Origin of the sequence: Planktothrix rubescens CCAP 1459/22, assembly GCA_904830895.1 — a bacterium.
GTDB lineage: Bacteria > Cyanobacteriota > Cyanobacteriia > Cyanobacteriales > Microcoleaceae > Planktothrix > Planktothrix agardhii.
On sequence record LR882958.1, the window covers coordinates 1,081,024 to 1,104,960 of the forward strand.

General features: G+C 38.1%; 30 protein-coding genes. 9 read left to right on the plus strand and 21 right to left on the minus strand.

Going from position 1 to position 23,937, the window contains the following annotated elements; all coding sequences use genetic code 11:
- The 3 genes from NMG86_RS05030 to NMG86_RS05040 all read right to left on the minus strand — a co-directional run bounded on the left by NMG86_RS05030 (position 1) and on the right by NMG86_RS05040 (position 4,386).
- Positions 1-378 (minus strand): PH domain-containing protein, encoded by a 378-nt coding sequence (locus NMG86_RS05030; protein ID WP_026788935.1) that lies wholly within the window; start codon positions 376-378, stop codon positions 1-3.
- Between the two features lie 274 nt (positions 379-652).
- The gene (locus tag NMG86_RS05035) at positions 653-2,221 is read right to left on the minus strand and encodes an NAD(P)H-quinone oxidoreductase subunit N (protein WP_026788936.1); all 1,569 of its coding nucleotides are present in this window, start codon (positions 2,219-2,221) and stop codon (positions 653-655) included.
- Positions 2,222-2,547: 326 nt separating this feature from the next.
- Entirely contained in the window at positions 2,548-4,386 is a 1,839-nt protein-coding gene (locus tag NMG86_RS05040) for a WD40 domain-containing protein (protein ID WP_081694452.1), read from the minus strand.
- A gap of 293 nt (positions 4,387-4,679) precedes the next feature.
- Between NMG86_RS05040 and NMG86_RS05045 the strand changes: the two genes are divergently transcribed.
- Positions 4,680-4,904 carry an addiction module protein gene (locus tag NMG86_RS05045; protein WP_026797152.1) on the plus strand — a complete coding sequence of 75 codons (225 nt, stop codon included), beginning with the start codon at positions 4,680-4,682 and terminating at the stop codon, positions 4,902-4,904.
- Positions 4,894-5,190 carry a type II toxin-antitoxin system RelE/ParE family toxin gene (locus NMG86_RS05050; protein ID WP_026797153.1) on the plus strand — a complete coding sequence of 99 codons (297 nt, stop codon included), beginning with the start codon at positions 4,894-4,896 and terminating at the stop codon, positions 5,188-5,190. The genes NMG86_RS05045 and NMG86_RS05050 overlap by 11 nt, the downstream gene beginning before the upstream one ends.
- 59 nt (positions 5,191-5,249) lie before the next feature.
- Here NMG86_RS05050 and NMG86_RS05055 read toward each other — a convergent pair whose 3' ends face one another.
- The 11 genes from NMG86_RS05055 to NMG86_RS05105 form a co-directional block, all read right to left on the minus strand.
- Positions 5,250-5,654: a type II toxin-antitoxin system VapC family toxin gene (locus NMG86_RS05055; RefSeq protein ID WP_026797154.1), complete on the minus strand. Its 405-nt coding sequence runs from the start codon at positions 5,652-5,654 to the stop codon at positions 5,250-5,252.
- Positions 5,638-5,826: a hypothetical protein gene (locus NMG86_RS05060; RefSeq protein WP_026797155.1), complete on the minus strand. Its 189-nt coding sequence runs from the start codon at positions 5,824-5,826 to the stop codon at positions 5,638-5,640. Before NMG86_RS05060 ends, NMG86_RS05055 begins: the two co-directional genes overlap by 17 nt.
- 155 nt (positions 5,827-5,981) lie before the next feature.
- Positions 5,982-6,215 carry a hypothetical protein gene (locus tag NMG86_RS05065; protein ID WP_148291976.1) on the minus strand — a complete coding sequence of 78 codons (234 nt, stop codon included), beginning with the start codon at positions 6,213-6,215 and terminating at the stop codon, positions 5,982-5,984.
- Between the two features lie 79 nt (positions 6,216-6,294).
- Positions 6,295-7,086: an SDR family NAD(P)-dependent oxidoreductase gene (locus NMG86_RS05070; RefSeq protein ID WP_026797157.1), complete on the minus strand. Its 792-nt coding sequence runs from the start codon at positions 7,084-7,086 to the stop codon at positions 6,295-6,297.
- Between the two features lie 71 nt (positions 7,087-7,157).
- Complete coding sequence (locus NMG86_RS05075; RefSeq protein WP_026794483.1) at positions 7,158-7,685, minus strand: pentapeptide repeat-containing protein; 528 nt, start codon at positions 7,683-7,685, stop codon at positions 7,158-7,160.
- A gap of 54 nt (positions 7,686-7,739) precedes the next feature.
- On the minus strand, positions 7,740-7,928 hold the full coding sequence (locus NMG86_RS05080; RefSeq protein ID WP_026797158.1) for a hypothetical protein: 189 nt from the start codon (positions 7,926-7,928) through the stop codon (positions 7,740-7,742).
- Positions 7,925-8,275, minus strand: coding sequence for a type II toxin-antitoxin system RelE/ParE family toxin (locus NMG86_RS05085; RefSeq protein WP_026788944.1), 351 nt, complete (start codon positions 8,273-8,275; stop codon positions 7,925-7,927). Before NMG86_RS05085 ends, NMG86_RS05080 begins: the two co-directional genes overlap by 4 nt.
- Entirely contained in the window at positions 8,268-8,576 is a 309-nt protein-coding gene (locus tag NMG86_RS05090; RefSeq protein WP_026788945.1) for a UPF0175 family protein, read from the minus strand. Before NMG86_RS05090 ends, NMG86_RS05085 begins: the two co-directional genes overlap by 8 nt.
- A 106-nt stretch (positions 8,577-8,682) precedes the next feature.
- Positions 8,683-9,600: an ABC transporter permease gene (locus NMG86_RS05095; RefSeq protein ID WP_026788946.1), complete on the minus strand. Its 918-nt coding sequence runs from the start codon at positions 9,598-9,600 to the stop codon at positions 8,683-8,685.
- A 9-nt stretch (positions 9,601-9,609) separates the two neighbouring features.
- Positions 9,610-10,566 (minus strand): ABC transporter permease, encoded by a 957-nt coding sequence (locus NMG86_RS05100; RefSeq protein ID WP_026794480.1) that lies wholly within the window; start codon positions 10,564-10,566, stop codon positions 9,610-9,612.
- 65 nt (positions 10,567-10,631) lie between these two features.
- Positions 10,632-12,413: a peptide ABC transporter substrate-binding protein gene (locus NMG86_RS05105; RefSeq protein ID WP_199918701.1), complete on the minus strand. Its 1,782-nt coding sequence runs from the start codon at positions 12,411-12,413 to the stop codon at positions 10,632-10,634.
- 208 nt (positions 12,414-12,621) lie between these two features.
- On the opposite strand from NMG86_RS05105, the gene NMG86_RS05110 reads away from it, so the two are divergent.
- The 4 genes from NMG86_RS05110 (at position 12,622) to NMG86_RS05125 (ending at position 15,464) form a co-directional block, all read left to right on the plus strand.
- The gene (locus NMG86_RS05110) at positions 12,622-13,062 is read left to right on the plus strand and encodes a hypothetical protein (RefSeq protein ID WP_026788949.1); all 441 of its coding nucleotides are present in this window, start codon (positions 12,622-12,624) and stop codon (positions 13,060-13,062) included.
- Between the two features lie 82 nt (positions 13,063-13,144).
- The gene (locus NMG86_RS05115; protein ID WP_026788950.1) at positions 13,145-13,378 is read left to right on the plus strand and encodes a DUF167 domain-containing protein; all 234 of its coding nucleotides are present in this window, start codon (positions 13,145-13,147) and stop codon (positions 13,376-13,378) included.
- A 43-nt stretch (positions 13,379-13,421) separates the two neighbouring features.
- The gene (locus NMG86_RS05120; RefSeq protein ID WP_026788951.1) at positions 13,422-13,685 is read left to right on the plus strand and encodes a hypothetical protein; all 264 of its coding nucleotides are present in this window, start codon (positions 13,422-13,424) and stop codon (positions 13,683-13,685) included.
- 36 nt (positions 13,686-13,721) lie between these two features.
- Positions 13,722-15,464 carry a trypsin-like peptidase domain-containing protein gene (locus NMG86_RS05125; RefSeq protein WP_087882207.1) on the plus strand — a complete coding sequence of 581 codons (1,743 nt, stop codon included), beginning with the start codon at positions 13,722-13,724 and terminating at the stop codon, positions 15,462-15,464.
- A gap of 226 nt (positions 15,465-15,690) precedes the next feature.
- Here NMG86_RS05125 and NMG86_RS05130 read toward each other — a convergent pair whose 3' ends face one another.
- Positions 15,691-17,886 carry an O-linked N-acetylglucosamine transferase, SPINDLY family protein gene (locus NMG86_RS05130; RefSeq protein ID WP_026797161.1) on the minus strand — a complete coding sequence of 732 codons (2,196 nt, stop codon included), beginning with the start codon at positions 17,884-17,886 and terminating at the stop codon, positions 15,691-15,693.
- 304 nt (positions 17,887-18,190) lie between these two features.
- Between NMG86_RS05130 and NMG86_RS05135 the strand changes: the two genes are divergently transcribed.
- Positions 18,191-19,591: a TldD/PmbA family protein gene (locus NMG86_RS05135; RefSeq protein ID WP_026797162.1), complete on the plus strand. Its 1,401-nt coding sequence runs from the start codon at positions 18,191-18,193 to the stop codon at positions 19,589-19,591.
- A gap of 65 nt (positions 19,592-19,656) precedes the next feature.
- On the opposite strand, the gene NMG86_RS05140 is transcribed toward NMG86_RS05135, so the two are convergent.
- Both NMG86_RS05140 and patX read right to left on the minus strand, forming a co-directional pair.
- Complete coding sequence (locus tag NMG86_RS05140) at positions 19,657-19,893, minus strand: hypothetical protein (RefSeq protein ID WP_026797163.1); 237 nt, start codon at positions 19,891-19,893, stop codon at positions 19,657-19,659.
- A gap of 194 nt (positions 19,894-20,087) precedes the next feature.
- A complete protein-coding gene (gene patX / locus NMG86_RS05145; protein ID WP_026788956.1) occupies positions 20,088-20,267 on the minus strand; it encodes a heterocyst-inhibiting protein PatX in 180 nt (59 codons plus the stop codon).
- 162 nt (positions 20,268-20,429) lie between these two features.
- On the opposite strand from patX, the gene NMG86_RS05150 reads away from it, so the two are divergent.
- Entirely contained in the window at positions 20,430-20,711 is a 282-nt protein-coding gene (locus tag NMG86_RS05150; RefSeq protein WP_026797164.1) for a DUF3288 family protein, read from the plus strand.
- Positions 20,712-20,901: 190 nt separating this feature from the next.
- On the plus strand, positions 20,902-21,126 hold the full coding sequence (locus NMG86_RS05155) for a ferredoxin-thioredoxin reductase variable chain (RefSeq protein WP_026788958.1): 225 nt from the start codon (positions 20,902-20,904) through the stop codon (positions 21,124-21,126).
- 46 nt (positions 21,127-21,172) lie between these two features.
- Here NMG86_RS05155 and NMG86_RS05160 read toward each other — a convergent pair whose 3' ends face one another.
- From NMG86_RS05160 to NMG86_RS05175, 4 genes are all read right to left on the minus strand, one after another.
- Complete coding sequence (locus tag NMG86_RS05160) at positions 21,173-21,397, minus strand: hypothetical protein (RefSeq protein WP_026788959.1); 225 nt, start codon at positions 21,395-21,397, stop codon at positions 21,173-21,175.
- A gap of 148 nt (positions 21,398-21,545) precedes the next feature.
- Positions 21,546-22,340 (minus strand): YdcF family protein, encoded by a 795-nt coding sequence (locus NMG86_RS05165; protein WP_026797165.1) that lies wholly within the window; start codon positions 22,338-22,340, stop codon positions 21,546-21,548.
- A gap of 9 nt (positions 22,341-22,349) precedes the next feature.
- Positions 22,350-22,673, minus strand: a complete 324-nt coding sequence (locus NMG86_RS05170; RefSeq protein WP_026788961.1) for a hypothetical protein — start codon at positions 22,671-22,673, stop codon at positions 22,350-22,352.
- A 57-nt stretch (positions 22,674-22,730) separates the two neighbouring features.
- Entirely contained in the window at positions 22,731-23,621 is an 891-nt protein-coding gene (locus tag NMG86_RS05175; protein WP_043937975.1) for an HD domain-containing protein, read from the minus strand.
- Positions 23,622-23,937: the final 316 nt, after the last annotated feature.

Below are 23,937 nucleotides of genomic sequence, written 5' to 3' on the forward strand. Positions count from 1 at the left end.
TTACTTCAATACATAATAGGCTAAAACACTTTGAACTTCATAGATATTTAACCTTCTGTTAAACTCCCTTTCTATGGGTGCAGAACTTCCCGATATCCAGATTTTTAATTCAGCATCGAGGTCAAAGTGTCCCGATGTTTCAATGCTAAAATGAATAATACTGCGGTAAGGAATAGAATGATATTCAATTTTTTTTCCGGTGATTCCTTGTTTATCAACAAAGATTAATCGTTTATTGGTGAATACAATTAAATCCCGAATTAACTGATAAGCCCTTTCTACAGACTCACCCTCTGCTAAAAGTTTCACCAGTCCCGCCTGTAGCTTTTCTGAATCGATTTCAGATGCGTTACCTAACAATCCATCCATTAGTCCCATGATTAACTCCTAACTCAAATTAAAGAATATGTCTTTTAAAGGTTATCTACATGATATCCCTCTTCTGTCACTCTCCCAAAACTTTTGCCATTTCTGGATTATAGAGCTTTTGCAGGCGAGGCGATCGCAAGATTTCTTTCTACCAACAAATACAAACCTGATAGTTTTATCCTTAAACTTTAATTCCTATTATAAACCCCCCTAAAATAAAAATAGGGGGGAGGGGGGAAACAAAAGATCAAAGTCCCCATTGTTAATAGGAATTTAAGGGTATCTAATCTCGTTGGGAAATTAACGGAGATTTTGTTAGATGAGCAACGGTTTTTGTTTTCACCAATACACCGTCAAACATGGTGCTATGAGTAATAGCTTCGGTGGATAAGGTAAATAACGGATTTGATAAAATCCCCGCCAAAGAAGTTGCTACCAAAGTTAAAACTAAACCCACTTGTAGGGGACGCATTCCAGGTAAATTCCACTGAACTGCGGGATAGTTTTTCACCACATCCGACATTTCTTGGGGTTCTTTGACCACCATCATTTTTACGACTCGAATATAGTAATAAATCGAGATCACACTGGTGACTAAACCCAACAATACTAAACTATATAGACCCGCTTGCCAACCTGCCCAAAACAGGTAAATTTTGCCAAAAAATCCAGCTAAGGGGGGAATACCACCCAGGGATAATAGACAAATACTTAAACACAGGGTTAATAGGGGATCTTTTTGATACAATCCACTATATTCACTAATTTGATCGGTTCCAGTTCTCAGGGAGAATAGAATCACACAAATGAAGCCACCCAAGTTCATAAACAGATAAATCAACAGGTAGAATACCATGCTGGAATATCCCGCTTCAGTTCCGGCAATTAACCCAATCATCACAAACCCGGCTTGGGCAATGGAAGAATAGGCTAACATCCGTTTCATGCCCGTTTGCGCCAAGGCTACCACGTTTCCTAAGATCATACTCAGGATGGCTAAGGCGGTGAATACAAAGCGCCATTCATCGGCAACGGTGGGAAAGGCGTTAATCAGTAAACGAATGGCTAGGGCAAATCCTGCGGCTTTGGAACCGACGGATAAAAATGCCACCACTGGAGTTGGTGAACCTTCATAAACGTCCGGTGTCCATTGGTGAAAGGGAACCGCAGAAATTTTAAAAGAAATTCCAGCAATTACGAAAACTAAAGCGATAACCACCGCTAAAGATTCGCCGTTTGATTGGGCTAAAACCTTGGCAATTTCGGTTAAATTGGTTTGACCGCCCGATAGTCCATATAGTAGGGATAAACCATAAAGAAATACGGCGGAACTGGCGGCTCCAATTAATAAATATTTCAACGCAGCTTCATTGGAACGGGGGTCACGTTTGGTATATCCTGTTAATAAATAAGAGGAGATACTTAAGGTTTCCAGAGCCACAAAAATGGTGACTAATTCATTCGCCCCGGAGAGGAACATTGCCCCTAATGTTGCGGTTAATAGAATGGCGATAAATTCAGCTAAGGCGGTTCCCGTCTGTTCAATGTAGCGAATGGACATCAAAATAGTGACGGCTGAAGTTATGGCAATAATCCCCCGAAACACGATGCTCAGGTCATCGCCATTGAAACTGCCGAGGAAGGCGATGGTATTTCTATTGTCCCATTGAGTGTATAATACCCCGACGGAAATCAGTAAACCCGCGATCGCCGCATAAGGTGTCCACAGAGAAGACCGACTGCGCCCGACAATTAAATCACCCACCAACACCACCAAGAGGGTAATAATCACAATCCCTTCTGGCCAAATAACCCCAGTATTCAACTGGGCTACAAGAGTCGAAAAATCCATAGTCTAACCTAAATGGATAATACCGTTTACAACTAATGGGACTTTGAGAATTCCTCTCAATTCCCAATAATTTGACCACGTTTTAACATCTGTTTAAGGATAGCAGACAGGGGCCTCCGTAGTAAGCCCGACCGGGCTTAATCAGGGGCCTCCGTAGTAAGCCCTTCAGGGCTTAATCCCCTAAACCTAATACTAATAAATTTAATTTCTTGTTATTGGTTTTGGGTTTTGTTACTAATTCTGGGGAATGAAGCCCTAAAGGGCTTACTACTTTTAGGAGTGTGATTTTTTCTCTAAGTTTGGGGAATGAAGCCCTAAAGGGCTTACTACGTTTGTTGCCAAATTTTAATTGTGCCATCTCCATGACTACTAGCAAGAGTATGACCATCTTGGGTAATAAATGTAACTGAATAAATTGCACCGCCTTGAGGGTTTAAACTATCAATTAATTCTCCGGTGTGTAAATTCCATATATTAATGGTTTGATCAGCACTACAACTAGCTATTATATTACCATCGGGACTAATGGCAACGGTATAAATCCAATTTTTATGATGATTTAAGGTGTGGAGGAGTTGACCTTTTTGCAGATTCCAAATAAAGATTTTACCATCATCGCTACTGGTGACAATGAATTGATTATCGGGACTAATTGCTAAGGATCTAATATAAAATCGTTGAATTAAAGTCCGGCAAATTTTCATATTTCTCAAGTCCCAAATAATTACTCGTTTATCCCGGCCTCCACTAACAATAAAATCCCAATTGGAAGTCATATCAACACAATCAACTTCGCCAGAATGTCTATAAAGAGTTCTCAGGTTTTCTCCGGTTGCGACTTTCCATAACTGCACGGTATAATCCCAACTACCACTAATTAAGTTTTCGCCATCGGGAGTGAATTTTAAACTGGTGATATAATGGGAATGAATTGTAATAGTTTTAATTAATTCTCCGGTTTTTAAATTCCAGAGTTTTATGGTATTATCACAACTACCACTGGCAATTAAGGAATTATTCGGACTAATAGCAACGGCATAAATATAATCTCGATGTCCTGTAAAACTGTGTAATATTTCTCCAGTTTGGGGATTTAAAACCTTAACGGTTTTATCTTTACTTCCGGTAACTAAAATTTGACCGTTGGTGCTAATAGTACAGCAAAAAATATGAGCAGAATGAGCTTTTATGGTTTGAGTACAATTCCATTTTGGCAAAGAAGGGAGAACTTGATTAATTTTTTGAGCATCTCTAATCATTAAATTAATATTTTGAACTGCGTTAATATTGCCTTGTTTTGAATATAAATCGGAAGCATCTAATAAATCATCAATTGCTTCGGTGTTTTTGCCTAATTTAAAGTAAGCCAAGCCGCGATAGCGATAGGCGTCTGCATAAGTTGGTTGCAGTTTTAGTGCTTTGGTATAGTTTTTAATCGCTGAGGTATAATCTTTCTGTTGTTCGGCACAATTTAAGCCTGATTCTAGGTAAAATTCAGGATTATTAGTTAATCCTTTTAAGAAATTTCTTAGACCATCGCCATAATGTAAGTCACTAATATTCAATTTAACAATACTTTTATTCTGATGATATTCTAAACCGATTTCTTTTTGTTCTATACGTTTCTGAAGTAAACTTGCGGGTATAAACCCGGCAATAATTGCGGAATATTCTGATTGAAACTCATCAAATCTAACAATATTCGGAGAATTAGAATAAATTAATATACAAACAATAGCTTGATTTTTAGTGATTTCTTCCCAACTTACCCACCATTGCGCTGAAGTTGGGAAACTATAGCGAGTTTTAACTTGAATTCCGATAGAATCATCCGTACCAATACGGAGATCAATTCGACCATCGCCACTTTCGGGGATAATTTCATAGTTAATATTACTGACAAAATCCCCTAAATATTTCTTAACTATTTCTTCTCCCAATTTTCCCATCATCGTATTCCTGAAAACCACCTGGGGGTCAGCTTTCCTATATTTTCTAACCATATCCCAAGCGTGTTGACGAATGGGGTTTAAGTCTTGACCAGAAAGGGTTTTAATCTCTCCATAGATTCCCTGTCTTTGATAACAGAGTAAACTGCTTAATCCAGTTTTGAGACGATGAATAAATTCCGCTTGTTTATCTTTGAGATAATCATTCATGTACATGGGTCTATCAATCCCCTCTGATTTGGTGAAATCACTGATTTTATTTTAATTGATTGGGGTGATAAAATTATTAAAAATATAGATGCTCCATCGCAGCGATCGCACCACCAACTCCCCCACACTAAAGAGCGATCGCACCTCAACCTTCCCTAAATCCTAAAGAGCGATACCTACGGTAAGCTGCGCTAACGCACCACTAACTCCCAAGAGCGATTTGCAATCATTAAAAATGACACAAAATGATAAAAATCAGTTAAGCTAAGGTAAGATTATCAAGTTACATGGTTTAATTTATGAATAGTCTCTTGTCTGAACAAATTTTACCCCTAACTATTCCCGAAAAGATTAAATTAATAGAAGATATTTGGGATAGTATTGTTATTGATGCGGATCAAATTCCTTTAACTCAATCTCAGAAACAAGAATTAGATCGGCGTTTAGCATCCTATCAAAATATTGAAAATCAAGGTGAATCTTGGGAAGTAGTTAAGCAAAGAATTATTAAAAATGACATATAAAATTAAAATTTCAGAGGAGGCTGAATTAGATTTAGATGAGGCTTATCAGTGGTATGAATCACAAATTAGTCAACTGGGATCGGAGTTTATTAGAGTTGTAGATAAAAATTTAACTGCGATTCAACAAAATCCTTTGGCTTACCCTATTATTTATAATAATGTACGCCGAAAATTATTGCCAAGATTTCCCTATGGTTTGTTTTATCTAATTCAAGATGATATTATTTTTATCTTGGCTTGTTTCCATGTCAAACGTGATCCCCAACAGTGGAAAAGACGTTTATAGAGATCGCACCCTAAACTCCCCTTTACCCCAAAAAGCGATCGCAAAAATTCTTAATTTGATTATTTTGTTGATATAATATTTGGCATGGCTATCAAAATTAACATTAAAGCAACAAGACGAATATCGAAAATTTTTGCTGAAGTTACATTATTATTAACTGCTAATTCTAAGACTTTCTCTACTGTTAACTTAGTAGGATAAAGAATTTCAAAATTACCATTCAAATAAATAGAGTTAATTAAATTATTTGTTTGTAAAGGAGTTAAAGGTGTTCCTTTCATCGCCACAGAATTAGTTAAAATGCGATATAATTCAATAATATTTTGCTCGGCTAATATTCCTTGAATTTGATTTTCTATAGCTAATTTTAACAATTCTGCCGAATCTGTATGATAAGTTGCAGATTCATCATGGGCATATACTAAAATATTGGTATCAAACAATACTCTAATTTTCTGGTTCATAAATTTTTTCTCGATTAAGATATTCTTCTTTAACTCCTAGTTTAAATGTAGGAAAAGGATATTGTTTTTGAGGTTTGGTTGTGATTGAAACATCTACTTCATCACCTTCTCTGAGATTTTCAGGTAAGGTTTCTAAAAGAATAATTGTTTGTCCTTGTATGTAGCCTTTCATTGTTTTTAGGGTATGATTAAGTCTAACTATATTATAGAACAGAATTGCAAAGCGATCGCACCTCAACTCCCCCAAACATCAAAGAGCGATCGCCCAATCAATTTCAAAGTTTAACTTAATTTTTTGTGAGTGTTTTTACTTAAATACTTATTAGCCTAACTATACCTGCGTGAATCCTTTTTAATTAAATCTCTAATCATTTTATCTCTTTTATCTTTATCTTTCATTCTAGCTACAGATTTCTTAATTTCTACATCAATAGACTCACAAGAAGCACCTCTTTCAATCGCTTTTTCAAACCATTTTTCTCCTTCATAACGATCATAACGATCAAAACAAATTGCACCCATTAAAGTATAAGGATGATGACTTGATGGCTGAACTTCCATACTTGTAATCCTAAAAATATAAGGACTAGCAAAAATTAAATATTTTTTAGCCATTTGATATAATACAATTGGGGTATTTTTAATTCAAAATTAACTGGATTAATCCAGGAAATAATCGATAGGTTTCTGTTGCTAATAGGGCTGGCCCTACCACCACTTCAGCTTGTTTTTTCTCCACCGCATTCCAAATCGCTTGAGCAATATCTTCCGGTTGACTTACCCAAGTCGAAGCTAAAGCGGAGTCCAAGCGTTGACGTAGTTGTTCAATTTCTAACTCATCTTCTCCCCGAAATTGCGCTCTTTCGAGAAAATTACTATTAATAATCCCCGGATGAACAGCACAGACATTAATTCCTTTTTTTTGCACTTCCAACCTCAAGGATTCTGTGAGTCCCGTCACCGCATATTTACTAGCACAATAGGCCGCCATTTGGGGAAGGGGCATTTTCCCGCCAAAAGAACCAACATTCACAATTGTTCCTTGTTTCTGTTTCAAAAAATGGGGTAATAATGTATGAATCATATTTACATAACCAAAGAAGTTTGTATTCATTAATTTATGCCAATCTTCTAGGGTTGTATGTTCCACCGATGCGGTCAAACAAATTCCAGCATTATTTACTAAAACATCAATACTTTCATAATAATCTAAGGATTGATTGACTAAATATTTAACCTGCTCAATATTAGTTACATCTGTCGGAATCGCTAGGGTAGAAACCCCTAAAGATAAAACTTCATTTGCTAGGGTTTCTAAACGTTCCGATTCCCGGGCAGCTAAAATTACATTATAGCCTTTTTTTGCAAATAATAAAGCTGTTGCTTTACCCGTTCCTTGAGACGCACCTGTAATCAAAACTGTTGATGTCATATAAATAGGTAATAGGTAATGGGTAATAAACTGATGACTGATAACTGATAACTGATGACTGATGACTGATGTTATCTTCTGTTATTGCATTTGACGCGCTGACTTTCTATTGTGTAATCTCGCGGAATTGTACTTAAATCCATTCCGGGTCGGAAAATTGTGGCTGCATCCCAGAGTTTTGCTCCAGTTAAATTAGCTCCAGAAAAATTAGTTCTTTCATCAATAATTGCTCCACTTAAGTCCGTTCTACTTAAATCTGCGCCACTTAAATCGACTCCACTTAAGTTAGCATCGACAAAATTAGCAAAGGAAAAATTAGTGTTTCTCATGGTGCTATTGGAGAGGTTTGCACAGGTAAAAAATGCTCCTCGGAAGTTGGCATCATTAAAGTTGGCATTGGTCAAATCGGCTTGTCTCAGTTGAGCATTAACTCGGCTTTGCTTGCTTAAATCTGCCCCTTGTAAATTACATCCTTGACAGGAGCGAGCATTACCTTTTAAAAAAACAGCCGGATCAGTTGTATTAGATTGAGCCACCGTTGGGGCTACAAAAATAACGGGTGTAAACATGGCTAAAATTGCCAATAATTTATATTTCATGGTTGACTATGTTTAATTTTATAACTTAATTAATAACACATAAAATCCATCATGTCAATTCTTAGGTAAAACTTGATTTTCTTGAAATTGAAAGGGGGGACAAGCGGGATCGGTGGCAACTTTAAGAATATTAGAAGTTTTCTTGTCGGGTGCAAATATTGAATTACAAGCTATAATTAAACCTAGACTAATTAAAATTAGGCTAAATTGACGCAAGATTTGACCGAGAGTTAAGTTAATCATTGGTAAAATTTATTGATTACATCTCGAATTTGGTTAGTTGAAATGTCTGTTTGGTCAGATTTTGCATAGATGAGCAGCATCAGGATACAAGTATTATCTTTAAGTTGATAAATAACACGATATCCGCTACTTTTACCCTTTGAAATGTCACTATTTTTGAGGCGAACCTTAAAGACAGTGTAGCCCGTTCCTTGAATTTGATCGCCGATAAAGTTGCCCGATTGAAGGTCATTAATTAAGGGTTGTAGGTCATTGCGAATACTACGATAGCGTTTCGCAAGGGCGCGAATTCTGGTCTTGAAATCATCGGAGAAAAAAATTTTAATGTAGGGGATTTGTTCAGACATCAATGTTATCCCACAGTTCAGATATAGGTTGTACTTTACCTTCTTTAGCTTGTTGAAGGGAAGTGCGAAGACTGGCGAGAATAAGTTCGTTGGGTTCGTCGTCGGGGTCAGTGGGTGGCGTGATCAGATTGCGATCAACGAGCAGTTGGTAGAAATCATGGATGGTCATTTCGGTGATTTTTGCAGCTTGTTCTAAGTAAATACGCTGCTGCTGATAAAGCATAATGGCAATTTCCTGAAGCATTTCTGCTTCAGTCATTTGGGCGGTTTGCAGGAGTTCAGTGGGGAGAGTCAAGTTCATGGATTTTATTAGATAGTTATGGTTTTATTGTACTTTTTAAATATAACTAATTTCTCCATTATTAATTTCCAATTAGAAAAAATTGTGTATTTTACATAACAATAAATTAATGGGATTGGGGATCTAAAGCATCCCTTAAACCATCCCCCACAGCATTGATACTCAAAACCGTTAAAAAAATCGCTAACCCGGGAAATAAAGCTAAATAGGGGGCGGTTTCTAAATAGTTTTGAGCATCATAAAGCATTCTTCCCCAGGTAGGAACATCGGGGGGAAATCCTAATCCTAAAAAACTTAATGTCGATTCTGTAATAATAGCAGTTCCCACCGCTAAAGTCGCTGCTACAATTACCGGACTTAAAACATTCGGGAGAATATGTACCCAAATTAATCGCCGAGAAGACGCACCAATAGCTTTTGCTGCGGTGACAAAATCCTGTTCTCTTGTGGTTAGAAAACTCGCCCTAACTAATCGCGCTACCGACATCCAATTTAACCCGCCAACTACTATAATAATTAATAGGAAAATTCCCACTTCTGGCCCGACAATTTGTTTGATAGATTCTCGAAATAAATAGATTACTAATAATAATACAGGTAATTGGGGTAAAGAAATAAATAAATCTGTTAATCGCATTAGCAAACTATCAATAATTCCCCCATAAAATCCGGCGATCGCCCCTACTAATGTTCCGAATAAAATTGCTACCGCCATGGCTGCGACACCAACGGTTAAAGAAACTCGTCCTCCTATTAATAAACGGGCTAATTGATCCTGTCCTAAATCATTAGTTCCAAAAAAATGTTTTCCCGTTGGCGGAGAAAGGGAATTAACAAAATCAATTTCTGTCGGAGAAATTCCATAAATCCCAGGGCCAATAATTACAGATAAAATCATTAATCCTAAAATAATTAATCCTAAAAGGGCGATTTTATCCCGTTTAAACTGTCGCCAAGCAGTCTGAATTAGGCTTCTGGGTTGGCGGTTTTTGGAAGTTGTTTCTGAAGGTTTAATTACAGTCATATTTAATAATTAATATTGAACTCTAGGATCTAAAAACCCATATAAAATATCAGCAAATAGGTTGAAAATTACCACTAAAATGGCATAAACCATCGTAATTCCCATAATTACCGGGGTATCACTGCGAAAAATTGAATCAATTAATAACGCTCCAATACCGGGAATCCTAAACACCTGTTCGGTGACTAATGATCCAGCAAATAAACCGGGAATTTGTAAAGCAATTAAGGTTACGACCGGAATTAAGGCATTTCTTAAAATATGACCATTAATTACATTCAATTTAGGTAAACCTTTAGCATAAGCGGTGCGAACATAATTTTGATTCAACTGTTCTAAAAAAGAAGAACGAATAAACCGCATTAAAATTGCAGCTTGATAAAATCCTAACACACAAACGGGCATAATAGACTGTTGGATTTGTTGCCAAAATGTTTGTAAATTTGTCACTTCTAAGGTACTATTATAAATGAAAGGAAGCCATTTAAGTTGAACACTGAAAATAATAATAAATAGTAACCCTGTAAAAAATGTGGGTAAGGAAAACCCAATAAAGGAAACCGTTGTGATGATTTGATCCCAAAAAGAATAGCGTTTTAATGCCGAAATAATCCCCAAGGGAAAGGCGATTAAAACCGCTAAACTATAAGCCGCCCCCATAATCCAAAGGGTTGTCGGTAAACGTTGGAAAATTAAATCTAAAACCGGGCTGCGACTGGTAAAGGAATAGCCGAGATCTCCTTGTAAAAATGCCCAAATCCATTTTAAATACCGGATGGGAATGGGTTGGTCTAAACCTAGCGATCGCTTAATATTTTCTCTAACTTCGGGTGTAATTGAAGGATTATTAGCAAATTCTCCCATCGGATTACCGGGAGCTAATGCTAGGATTAAAAACACTACCATACTAATAGCTATTAGGGTGGGAATGGAGGTTAAAATCCGGTTAATTAGGTATCGGGTCATGGTGGGTTAATTAAGAAATAATAATAAAATAAAAGATAGCCCTGAAGGGCTTACTACGGGGCTTACTAGGGGGTCTTTTTCCAATCTTTGATATTCCAGACGGTTAAATCCCAAGGGGTTAATTCTACGCCCGTTAAATTTTTATTGACTCCTTCAACTTCCGCCCGATGAATTAAGGGAATCACAATATAATTATTAACTAACATATCATTCATTTTAATCCAGATTTTTTTTTGTTTTTCGGGGTTAATTTCAGTGGTCGCTTGTTTCCAAAGTGCATCATATTCTGGGTTACAATAGCGAGAATAATTATTCCCTATCCAATTATTCGCTTTTTGAGGAATTTGATCACAGGTATAGGTTTTTAAATAGGCGGTGGGATCGGGATTAGTATTTCCGGTACTAAATAATTGTAAATCCGCCGCAAATCTTTCTGTAGTATCGGGATTAGCAGGATCACCGGAAAAATATACACTGGGATCAATACTTTTGAGTTCTACTTTCATACCTAATTGCTCTAAGGATTGTTTAATCACTTCTTGGGTTTTTTGCCGTAAAGGATTAACGGAAGTTTGAAAAACTAAGTTCATTTCTACCCCATTTTTATCTCGAATCCCATTATTATTTGTATCTTTCCATCCCGCTTCATCTAATAGTTTTGCGGCTTTTTCTAAATTAAATTGATAGGTGGTATTAGGAGAAACAACTTGAGCCGGATTAACTACAAAATTAGAAGTAGATTTTCCTAAAATTCCATAGAGTTGATTAGCAATAATCTCTCGATTGATTGCTAAACTTAAAGCCTGACGTACTTTAGGATCACTAAAGAAAGGATGGGGGAATTTTAAACTCGATCTTTCTCCATCGGGTGTAGTTTTATTCGGATCGGTTTGATTAATCAAAATTCGTTCCATTAATGCTCCAAAATTAGAAATAACCTTACCTTTTCCCGTCGCTTCTAAGGGTTTTAAAACATTAGATTCTACCTGAAGATTATAGGCATAATCCGCGTCTCCCGTTTGCAAAACTGCCCTTGCTGCTGATGCTGCATCCCCTCCCCCTTTTAACTCTAAGCGTTCAAATTCTAACTGTTTGGCTTCTCGAAAATTGGGATTAGCTTCATAAACAACCACATCCCCAGGTTTAAATTCTACCACTCGATAGGGGCCAGTTCCTATGGGTTTTAAATTACCAGGTGCTTGTCGAGCATTTTCTCCATTATAGGCTTGAAAAATATGACGAGGTAAGATCATTCCTTCGGTTCCTACAAACACAGAATACCATCCAGGGGTTACGGATTTAAAGTTAATTTTGATGGTGTGATCATCAATTTTTTCAATATTTTTAATAATCTCATACGTCCCAGATGTCGTAGTTCCAACTTTGGGATTACTAATAAATTCATAAGTAAAAATTACATCATCTGCTGTAAAGGGTTTACCATCAGACCAGTTAACATTTTTTTTCAGTTTCCATGTCACTGATTTACCATCTTTAGCAATTCCTCCATTTTCTAAGGTCGGAATTTCTGCGGCTAAGAAAGGCACTAATTCTAATTCATTGTTGAAACTGGCTAAGGGTTCTAAAGTAATCCGACTAGCTTCGGAATCTTTGAACCCGGTTGATAAATGGGGATTCAGAATAGTTGGTGCTTGCCAATATAATAATTTTAGGGTTTTTTCTGTGGGTTGCTGATTGGAATTAGTTGGGTTTGTTGAGGTAGAATTTGGAGAAGACCCACAGGAACTTAGGGTTAAACTAATCAGAGAAATCAACAGAGAACATTTATAAAAATTCATAGAAATTGTAGAAAAGGGCGATCGCATTCTGTACTGAGTGTGTTTCATTACCGTAGTGAGGCATTTATGCCTCCATTCATGGAAAACCCGTAGTGAGGCATTTATGCCTCTATTCTCGAATTTCGTTAATTCTATTACCGTAGTGAGGCATTTATGCCTCGATTCTCGAATTTCGTTAATTTTATTACAAAATTTTACAAAAACACCGCTTATACTTGACAAAAGCATAACATTTTGCATTGTGAGGACTATCAATATGGGTCTGATCCACCAAGTTGAAGTTCGCAGACTCAACTCAATGAGGTCTGGGATGGTTGAATTTTTCACTCCTCAAACCAGCGATGAAACGATGACAGTACAGGTTGAAGCGGGCGCGGTAGAGAAGTTATTTGTCCATCGTTTTCAAACTGATCAATTATTGGTCGTCCGAGGTCAATTTGTCTTAGTGATTTTACAGAATCGTCAATATCGTTATATTCCCTTGAGTGATCGGGTTCCAACTGTGGTTAAAATTCCCCCAGGGGTTCCTCACGGTGCAGTTAATCTGGGTACAGAAGACTGTTTAATGGTGAATGCGCTACTGCGACATGGGGAACCCCATGAACTAGATTATCGCCCCTTAAACCCCCCTTTTCCCTACAATTTAGTCGCGGTAAAACGGGCGTTAGAAAGTTTAGATTATCCCCTGACAGCTTAATTTTAAAATCATCTTATATCAATATAGGATACCAAATTGCTGTATCCTATATTAATATAAGCGATCGCAATTCTTTAAACCTTTGGCACTCTTAAAAATTAAAGTTAAACCCAATTCTAAACAGCAAGCTTTCCATGAAGAAACTGATGGAAGTTTTACAGTACATCTGAAATCTCCCCCAGTCGAAGGAAAAGCCAATCAAGAATTAATTAAATTTTTAGCCAAACACTTAGGAGTTCCCAAATCCCAAATTACCATTAAATCGGGCCTATTCTCCCGTCATAAATTTGTAGAAGTTCCTGATCTTAATTCCTAGTATAATCGGTGAGTAGACATCATTAATTTCAGTATTTTTGCCAATGGATGCGTTTCAACCCACCCCTCCAGATTGGACGACTGATGCAATTCACGCTTCTGAGTTTTGCTGTCCTGAATGTTCCGCGAGTAGTTTAGAAGCCCAAAAGGTTTGGATTAATCGTCGTTCTCCAGTGTACAGCGAAAATAACCATCGCAAATGGCAGGAATTTTATACTTGTCAATGTGGCTGTGTTTGGTGGGCTTGGAGTAGCGATCGCCCCCCGTCTAATTTGCTTCCTCAACCTGAAGATTCTGATATTTTTTGATCCTCTCAAATCAATAATTCAATCTCAAAAACTAGAATGAATCTAAATTTACTGTCCCAATACTTTAAAATTTCTCCTAAAAATTTATTGGCGATCGCTTTAAATATTCCTTTCCTAACAATTCCGGTTGTATTTCTACCCCATTTGTCCTCTTTCCCCTTACAAATTGCTGAAAAAATAGCCCTATCTCCCACCGACATTAACACCATTGCTGGAGAAATTACCGTTAGAATTGACGGGCCAAAAGGCGGATCGGGATTTATTGTAGAAAAACAAGGAAATACCTATTATGTTTTAACAAATTGGCACGTTGTTGATCGCGTGGGAGACTATGAAATTGTCACCCCCGATGGTGAACGCCACTTTGTTTATTATAGTTTAATTCAACAACTTCCCAACCTAGATTTAGCCCTAGTTCCCTTTAGTAGTTCCCAACGATATCGAGTAGCAATTCCCGCCGATGCTAATAATATTCAGTCGGGAAATCCTTTATATGTAGCCGGATGGCCCCGTTCTGGAAGTTCCCTAGGACAAAGACTTTTTTTAAGTACCAGTGGAACCTTTAGCCAACGTCAACAACCTCGGTTGGGATATAGTTTAGTTTACACAAATTTAGTCAGAAGTGGGATGAGTGGCGGCCCAATTTTAGATGGAGAAGGAAAGGTTATTGGAGTCAATGGAATTGTCCAGCTAGGCACTAATCCTGATAAAATTGTTTCTGCGGGAATCCCGATCAATTATTTTTTTAATTGGCGAAAAACAGCAACATTATCTTCAATTATTCCCTCCCCTAATCCCTCTGCACCGATTACCAATAATCCCGATCTTAATACTTCAAATTCACCCGCAAAACCCCCTATTAATATCGCTGCGGTCACTAATTCCTTTTCTTTAGCTACGACTTTAACCGAAGAATCAGGAGAAATATTATCCATCGCTTTAGTCTTTCCCTATGCTATTATTGGCAATAGTAATGGAAATATTTCGATTTGGAATATTACCACCAGTGGACTAACTCGAACTTTACCCGCTCATCAAGGATCAATTTATAGCATTAGCCTCAGTCAAGATAACAAATATTTAGTTACAGGAGGGGAAGATGGATTAATTAAAATTTGGGATTTAGCCACGGGTTTACAATCTTCAACTTTGCCCTTACTTCAAACAATTCAAGCCCATAATAATCCCATTTTAGCAGTAAAAATTAGCCCTGATGGTAAAATGATTGCCAGTGGAGGTTGGGATAAAACCATTAAACTTTGGAATCTGCAAACAGGTCAACTTTTAAAAACCTTTATCGGACATGAACAGTTAGTTGGCGCGATCGCATTTAGTCCCGACAGTCAAATTTTAGCCAGTGGAAGTAAAGATAGTAGTATCAAATTATGGAATATTCAAACTGGAGAATTAATTCGTACATTAAAAGGTCATGAATTATCGGTTTTATCCTTAGCAATTAGTCCTGATGGAGAGACTTTAGCCAGTAGCAGCGCCGATGGAACAATTGGATTATGGAAATTAAAAACAGGTCAACCCATTCGTAAGTTAAGTGGTCATACCGATGGCGTTTGGTCAATCGTAATTACCAAGGATGGGAAAACATTAATTAGTGGAAGTTGGGATAAAACCGTCAAACTTTGGGACTTAGCCACGGGTCAATTAAAAGGGAATTTAAGAGGTCACTCCGGTTATATAAATGCAGTTGGGATTAGTCCCGATGGTAATACCCTAGTTAGTGGGGGATGGGATGGACAAGTAAAGGTTTGGAAGCATCCCTAATCTAAGTAGTTGCACAAAATAAATTACCTAGTTGAGAGAGGGAACACCGGAACAGCCCCCCCAAACCCCCCGTGCACGGTGGGCTAGGGGGGGAGGGAACAGGGTAGAGGATGTGTAATTAATTTTGTTTAGGTACTTAAATATTTATTCTGTTTAATACGGATAAACAAGAGAACGTTTCAATTATTTACAATCCGTCGGAGGAATTCATCAATTCCCCCCATATTTAGGCAGTTTTCTGCTTAATTAATTGTTGGAAAATCCCATATAAATTTTGAGCAAATTGTTGAGGATTCCATAGAGGAGCCAAAGATTCAGATTGCTTAGATTTAATCAATTTTTCTTGAACTAAAGTTCTCAAAACCTGATCCTGACCTAAACGCACCCCCCAGTTAATATAGTCCTTCCAAGACTCAGAAATTCCTTCTTCAATTGATAATCCTTGTAAAAAAGAATAACCCATCCGCGATAAAAATTGTTCCCCTTTATAAGTCACCACAGGAACATTAAACCAGAGGGCTTCTAAAGTGTGAGTCCCACCATTATAGGGGTAGGAATCCAAGAAAACATCCGTAATCCCATACACTTGACGGTGTTCTTCTTCCCTGGGAAAACGGGGGAGAAATTTAATCCGATGTTTCCCCACACCCAAGCCATCACAAACTTGACGATAGGTTGAAATTACCACATCTTGATCCGCCAAACCCTTATAAATTAAAATACTATCGGGAACTTGTTTAAGAATTTCGACTTGAGCTTTAACTAATTCCAGATTGAATTTCCGACCCGACGCCACACATAAATAAACAATTTGATCCGAACTAATTCGATAGGTTTTTCGCAATTGAATTGGATTAGTTTCAACTCGCTCAAACCCAGAAACCGCCATAAAAGACTGCGGCATTTTTAATAATTGTTCCGTGTAGTATTTTTCCGTCCCTTTGGGATGGGTATATTCATCCCCTAAAAAATAAGTTTGATTAGAGACTTGCAAGGCATCAAACCCCAGCCAAGAAATACAAATAGGGGCAGGTTTGTAATAAAAAATATCGCTGTGAATAGGTAAACTTAACGCATCTAAATCTAAAATAATATCAATTTGATCATTAGTAATTTCTTGAATAATTTCTTCCGGTGTGGGTAATCCATTGGGATAGTGTTTAGGAATAAAAAACTTATTTGCGATCGCTTCAAATAATGGGGTACGATCATCCGCCTGGAGGCGATCAGTACAATAAAGATAGAGCTTAACGGGTAAATTTGATAATTCGCGTAAAACATCCAAACTACACCAACCCACCGAATGACGATTAAAATGGCTAGATAAGATGCCAATTCTTAACGGAGAATTGGGAAATGTAGCGGGAATAGTATCGGAAATTGATTGATATTTAGGCTTGAGAATTTTCTCAATATATTTTTTAGTAATTCGATGATGGAGCTTAATGTTTTTATCCAAATCATCTCTTAAATAGGGCATACTAAAGAGTAAATTAGAATACAGGGATTTAATTTCTACTAAAGTCGTCCGATCTAATTTAGAATAAAGTTGAGATTCTAACTTTAAAAACCGATCTTTAGCGATATGGTTTAATCCCGATACCTGATAGGTGCTAATCCCATAAATTGCCGCCATAATCGGGTCAATTTCATGACAACATTCGATATAGCGATCCACCGCTTTACGGGCAGCAGCTAAATTACTACTATCGCGATAAATGCCACATAAATGTTGATGGGCTAGGGGTAAATTAGGTTTAATTTCAATTGCTTTTTCTAATAAAGGAATTGCCTCTTTATATTTTCCCTGATGTCGTAAAACCATCCCCATTTGACCATAGGCTTCAGCAAAATCTGGCTTCAACTCCACAACTTTTTGCCAAAGGGCGATCGCTTCCTCAACCTTGCCTTGGAGCGCTAATTGATTCCCTTGATTAAATAGAACATCCGCCCCGCCCAATTGGGGATTTAAGGCTAAGGCTCGTTGCTCTGAAATCTGGGCTTCCCCGTCCTGTCCTAAGTGTTTTAAAACCTGCGCCAAATTCCAATGGACAGCAGCTAAATCCGGCTGTAAATTCACCGCTTGGCGATAACTATTAATCGCGGATTCCAGTTGTCCTTGTCGGTAAAACATACTCCCCAAATTAACATGGGCTTGGGGTAAATTCGGGTTAATTGCTAATGCTTGTTGATAGGATCGAATCGCCTCTTGTATTTGACCCTGGGCTTGATAAATATTCCCCATGGTCACATAGGCTAATGGCTCATTCGGCTCAAGGGCGATCGCGTTTTGGCAGGCTGCGATCGCCTCAGAATACAATTTCTGAACATAGTAAGTTTCCGCCAATTGTGTCCACCCTTGAGGACTATCAGGCTGTATTGCGGTAGAGGGATCAGAGAATTGATTCGGATTCACGGACATTAGGACAGTGCAATGAAGGTATCACCTATAATTTTAACGGCTAACGGGAGCAGGGGAAAGGGGGAAGTAGGGGAGCAGGAAAAGAAGGGGAAAATTATCTCCATCCTTGAATCTTCAATATCCGAATAAGTACCTAAACAAAATTAATTACACATCCTCTACCCTGTTCCCTCCCCCCCTAGCCCCCGTGCACGGGGGGTTTGGGGGGGGCTGTTCCGGTGTTCCCTCTCTCAACTAGGTAATTTATTTTGTGCAACTACTTATAAGGCAAAATAGGGAAATACAGTCAACCTTGCCGACCCCTATGCCTAGCTTGCTTGCTGATGTGAAGAATCTGTTGGCCGATTTAATGGGGCGTTACCAGTCCCAAGTTGATTATTTAGCCATTCGTCTGGAAGAAGCCGAAGAAACAGATATATTATTACGCGGAGATCGAATTGAAACCTTAAGTGAAGGACTTTCCATCGGCGGTCAAGTTCGGGCTTGCTATCGAGGCGGATGGGGATTTTCTAGTTTTAATCGCCTCTCAACCCTAGAAGATCGCATTGGTGAAGCCATCACCGCCGCCAAACTTATTGGTACAGAAACAACTATTCTCGCTCCAATTCCGATTATTCAAGATAGCTGTAACTTACCCCTAACTGGAACCGATCCCCGTCAAATTCCCTTAGCTGAAAAAAAAGAATTATGCGATCGCTACGGCCAAATTCTTCGCAGTGTTGACCCCTGTATTGCTACAATTGCCGTCCGCTACAACGATAGTACCCAAAGAATAATTCTGATCACCTCCGAAGGAACTCTATTAGAACAATCTTGGGTCGATATGGAAATGCGTTTTGCAGCCACGGCCAGAAATGGGGAAACCGTACAAACCGGAAGGGAAACCACAGGTTCCCGCAAAGCATACCAAGACCTGACAAATCTCGATCAGCAGGTTCGTAGTGCAGCGTTGCGGGCGGTGAATTCCCTAGCCCTTCCCCCCGTTAAGGGTAATGTTTATACCGTTGTGATTGACCCCATTTTGTCGGGTTTATTTGTCCATGAAGCCTTCGGTCATTTGTCTGAAGCGGATATGACCTACCAAAATCCTGATTTATTAGAAGTCATGACCTTGGGCCGTCAATTTGGCCCGAAAAATCTGCAAATCTTTGATGGTGCAGCCCCGACCGGACATCGGGGAAGCTATTTTTATGATGATGAAGGAACTCCGGCGACGACCACCCAACTGATCCAAGATGGGGCCTTAGTCGGTCGCCTTCATTCCCGTGAAACCGCAGGTAAATTAGGAGAAGTCCCCACCGGAAATGCCCGTTGTTTGAATTATCATTTTCCGCCCTTAGTTAGAATGACAAATACCTGGATCGAACGGGGTGATACTGCCGTTGAGGACTTATTAAGTGATGTGAAAGAAGGGGTTTATGCTCGCAATTGGTTAGGAGGAATGACCAATGGTGAAATGTTTACATTCACTGCTGGGGAGGCGTGGATGATTAGAAATGGCAAACTGGAAGAACCAGTTCGGGATGTGACGTTATCGGGAAATGTCTTTACCACCCTAGCAGATATCGAAGCGATTGGTGATGACTTTTATTGGGATGAATCGGGGGGTTGTGGTAAGGGAGGACAAAATGGTTTACCTGTTGGTTGCGGAGGCCCAAGTTTACGCCTTCGCAATGTCGTTGTCGGAGGGGAAGCAATAGATTGAGGATTTGACACTCCCACCCCTGAAGGGGTGGGCTTGCGTCGCGGACAAATTCTGTCACTCGGTGATCAGTTTTCCCGTCGTCCATCACCACGTTTAGGAGAAATATCATTGGTATTTTGATCATCATAGTTGTGGTGTGTAACTTTTATGGGATCGGGGTTCAGAGATATGAAGACTGATCCGGACTGGGAAGACTGAATTTGTTCTGGATCACGCTGTTGCATAATTTGAGGTTGAGGGTCAAAACTCTGAGGCAAACCCACAATGGTACTAATCATTAAGACGGTAATAAAGTTAGACATTTTTGGCTGAGTATTGGGACGACTATTCCTGAATACCAATGCTTTAATTACTGATCCGGATCATCAATAAAATCCTGATTGATCATCCCCTTATCAAAGGTAAAAAAAATGGAGTGAGTCTCAAATTCCAAGAAATATATAGATATGATTCTATTTTTTCTTGACTCACTCCTCTGTAGTTTTAATCATGATAATTAACGTCCACTTCCCCGATGAGGAAGTCCTTGTGTGTCAATATCTGTACTGGTTTCAGTTGCAAGAAAAGCCACAACTTCACTTTTTGAAGATAAATTAATGTTAATAGGATTAAGACATTGACGAGTCATGGCAGAGACTAACAAAGTCGATAATAAAATGGTGCTGTAGATTCGCATAAGAGTTGTCCGTATTAGAGTGTCCATTCTCTAATACAAGTTGAATGAAATTGATCCGGTAAAAAAGACAAACTTTCCCTAGATTGCTTTTGAGTCCTGTAATAGTGTTATAATAAAAGGGATAAATCTTGTGATCAAGAATCAAGTAAGCGATCGCTAGTTATGACAACTCAAGAACAAAAACATCCTCAATACAATACTGATCGAAAGATTGTTCTGAGTCTTTTAGAGCAAGAAGCAACGGACTATAATCTAGTAGAATTAGCCCGTTTAAAAATTCGCTATCGAGGTTTTCCGGGTGCAAAGGATATTCAAAGCGATTTAGAAAGAATCTTACAAACCTGGGGATATACCGACGAAACTTTATTTGAAAAAACTCGCCAAATTCACGCCACAGGTCAAATTTATAGAGGCAAAAAAAACGATCAAGAAGATTGGATTTGAAGGGTATATTCTTTCTTCTTCACGGTCAAGATCAGATTCTCCGGCTAAATCCAGAACAAAATTTTCCTGTGCCACTGCGAGTTTTGTGGCGATTTTGTGCAAATATGGAAAGACTGTCTGATAAGAGTGCCAGTGACACTTACAGGTGCTATTACCGGGGAGTTAGAGAGGAAATACTAGGTTACAATTTATGAAGGCTGGCGATCGCGTTTCGGTTAAAACATCTGTTGTCGTTTATGTCCATCCCAAACATCGGAATCAGGAATTTGATGCTCAGGGACTCGAAGGAAATGTTCTATCTGTGATTACTGATTGGCAGGGAAGACCCATAAGCCCGAATTTGCCTATTGTTGTGGATTTTGGCAATAAATTTAAGGCCCATTTCCGAGAAGACGAGTTAGAATTGATAGAATAGTTTGAGAAGCTAGGAGAATATTAGATAAATAATTTCTCCTAGTCTCCTATTTTCTGCCCAAAAACCAACCTAAAATATTAATATCTCCTCGCATTTTTTCGATTTCTTGACGGTGGCGTGCGGCGGTTTGATAATACCAGGAACAATATTGAGCAAATTCATCCCGATATTCAACTTCTTGATGGAATTCCCGCGTAAGTTGATGAGCTTGGAGCGCAGCCACCACAGCGTGATCAGGTTGTTTAACAGTCTGTTCCCATTCAAATGGCATGATTACACAATCCTAGATTAAGGAATGCTTTTACCTTAACACAGTTATCAGTTATCAGTCATCAGTTATCAGTTATCAGTCATCAGTGTAAGAATTGATTTATTACCCATTCCCTATTCGTAATTCGTAATTCGTAATTCATAATTCCCTACAACCAACCTCGTAACCGATAAACTCCTAATCCAATATATTCTTTTAAGGCTTGAGTTGTTTGATGCAAAGACAGAGTATCGGGTATCCAACTGAGTAAAACTCCTTGCCAAGTTTTTTGAGCTTGATTAATTTCAGAAGGAATCATTAAAAAATCCGTGGGTGCTGGAATTACATCCATTCCTAGATGTTTAAAAATTAATAGCGATCGCGGCGTATGTAAGGCAGAAGTAACTAATAAAATCTGTCCTTGAATATTATTTTCTTTTAAAATACTCCGTACATTCACCGCATTTTCATAAGTATTTAATGAAGTGGGATCTTGTAAAATTGCCGAGGGAGAAACACCCATAGCTTCAGCAATTTTAGCCATATCTTGAGATTCGGGATCTCCCCCGCCTTGCCAATTAATTCTACCCCCACTTAAGATTAACCAAGGGGCTTTTTTCTGACGATGTAATAATGATCCATATAAAATCCGATCGCCTGCTTCTGAGACATCTACCCAAGGACGTGGCGGTAAAGCGGGTTTAGTCCCACCGCCTAAAACAACGATTGCCGCAGCATTAGGAAGTTCAGTATTAGGCACATTTTGAGATTCAAGAGATCCGACTAATAATTGAGCAACTCCTCGACTACTTCCTAATAATAAAATTACTAGGGCGCAACTAATTACTGCCCCTGTCCATCGCGGATATTTCCACAGGGTAAATAGAGCCACAAACATTAATAAACAACTCAATCCCAAGGGATAAATAAATAGAGGTAAAAGTTTAGATAAGAATAGAAACATGGTAAAAAATCAATTTTTATTCCGTTTAAAAATCCAACCTAAAAGGGTTGTAGCTTCGGTGGGACGAGGAGTAGATTTAGAAGCAGTTGGTAATAGTTTTGATTTAGCCAGAATACCGGAAAGATTATCGGCGATCGCTTCAATTTCAAAAATTTCCGTTGATTCTGGTTTTTGATCAATTTGCCACCATTTGACTAAACAACCTACAGACCATCCCGATACAATCCCTAACTCTAAACTGCTTAATACTGAATTATTTAATCCGATAAAACAGAGGGTAAAAAATAATCCTGATCCTAATCCTGTACGAAACACTATTGATGATTTTAACATAGATTTTGTCAAATTTGTGGAGCCTATTTCCTAGTTCAGAAATCAGATTGAGTAATTTTAAGCAATCGAAGAATTTTGATGAGAAATAGGACAATAGTTAATTGGTTTATCTTCAGGATAATTTAGGGCAAATTCAACATTTTGATAGAGGTGACTGATCATTTGATTTCCCTCAACCGTAAAAGTTAAATAATGCAATCCGGTTTGAATATATTGGGCGACAACATTTTTAAAGAAATTGGGATAAGCCTGTCTAATATGATCGGGATGGTGATAGCCAAACTGTCGATTTGATCCGGTTTCTTCAAACTCTTGAAATAAATCGGGCATTTTATGAATATACCTTGGATCAGCTAACTGACCAATTAAATCCGCAGCCCGAATTAAACCAGGATAATCACTGGTACCTCGATGTTCTTCATCATTAGGAACCGGAAAACGAGTTAACTCAATATAGTGTTGAATTGTGTTAATATTAACCAAGGGATTATGCTTAAAATATTCTTGAATAAACTGTTTTCCCCGATCAACATGATAAGGAGTTAAACTTGCATCCGTTGTTTCTGGTAAAAGTTGAATTATTTCTCCATTTTTTCCGGTGGAATAGATTCTATCTTCAATCCTATCTTCACTACAAATGCCTTTAACATAGCCAATATCATGGCAGAGTAAAGCAATAATTGTATATAGCCAATCTTGAGGGGAAACATTTTTTTCACTGAGATATTTTCCTCGCAAAATTGCTTGTCCAGTTAAAGTTACTAGAATCGTGTGTTCAACATTGTGGTAGGGTGCATTACTTTGTAAAATTTGATGCAAAGTAAAGTTAGCTACTTCAACCATCAAGTTTGCATAATCAAGTTGTTGCTGGCCATAAACTTGATAGTAACATAAGTATAAACGATGAATGCAGTCTTGAATCATCAGAGTTTGAGTTCGGTGGCACATATAGAGGGTTTTCCTTAAAGATAGAGGGGATTTTCCATTCAATTGTGATCAGAGATGGATTTACTTATATCTTGATTCAATTTCAACCGAATGAAAACCAGAAAAGCTCATTAGTTTTGCTAAATTTTTACCGACCTGTAAAATCCCTCCAAGCTAAGTTAATATTTTATCCTGAATTGTCTCCTTAAAACCTCATAAAACCTCAGAAATATTCAGGAATTACCAAGGTTTAATTGACTTTTATCACAATTCTCTATACACTTTCAGTGATTTCACTCACACCGGGATCAAAATAAATACTTATAATTAAAATATA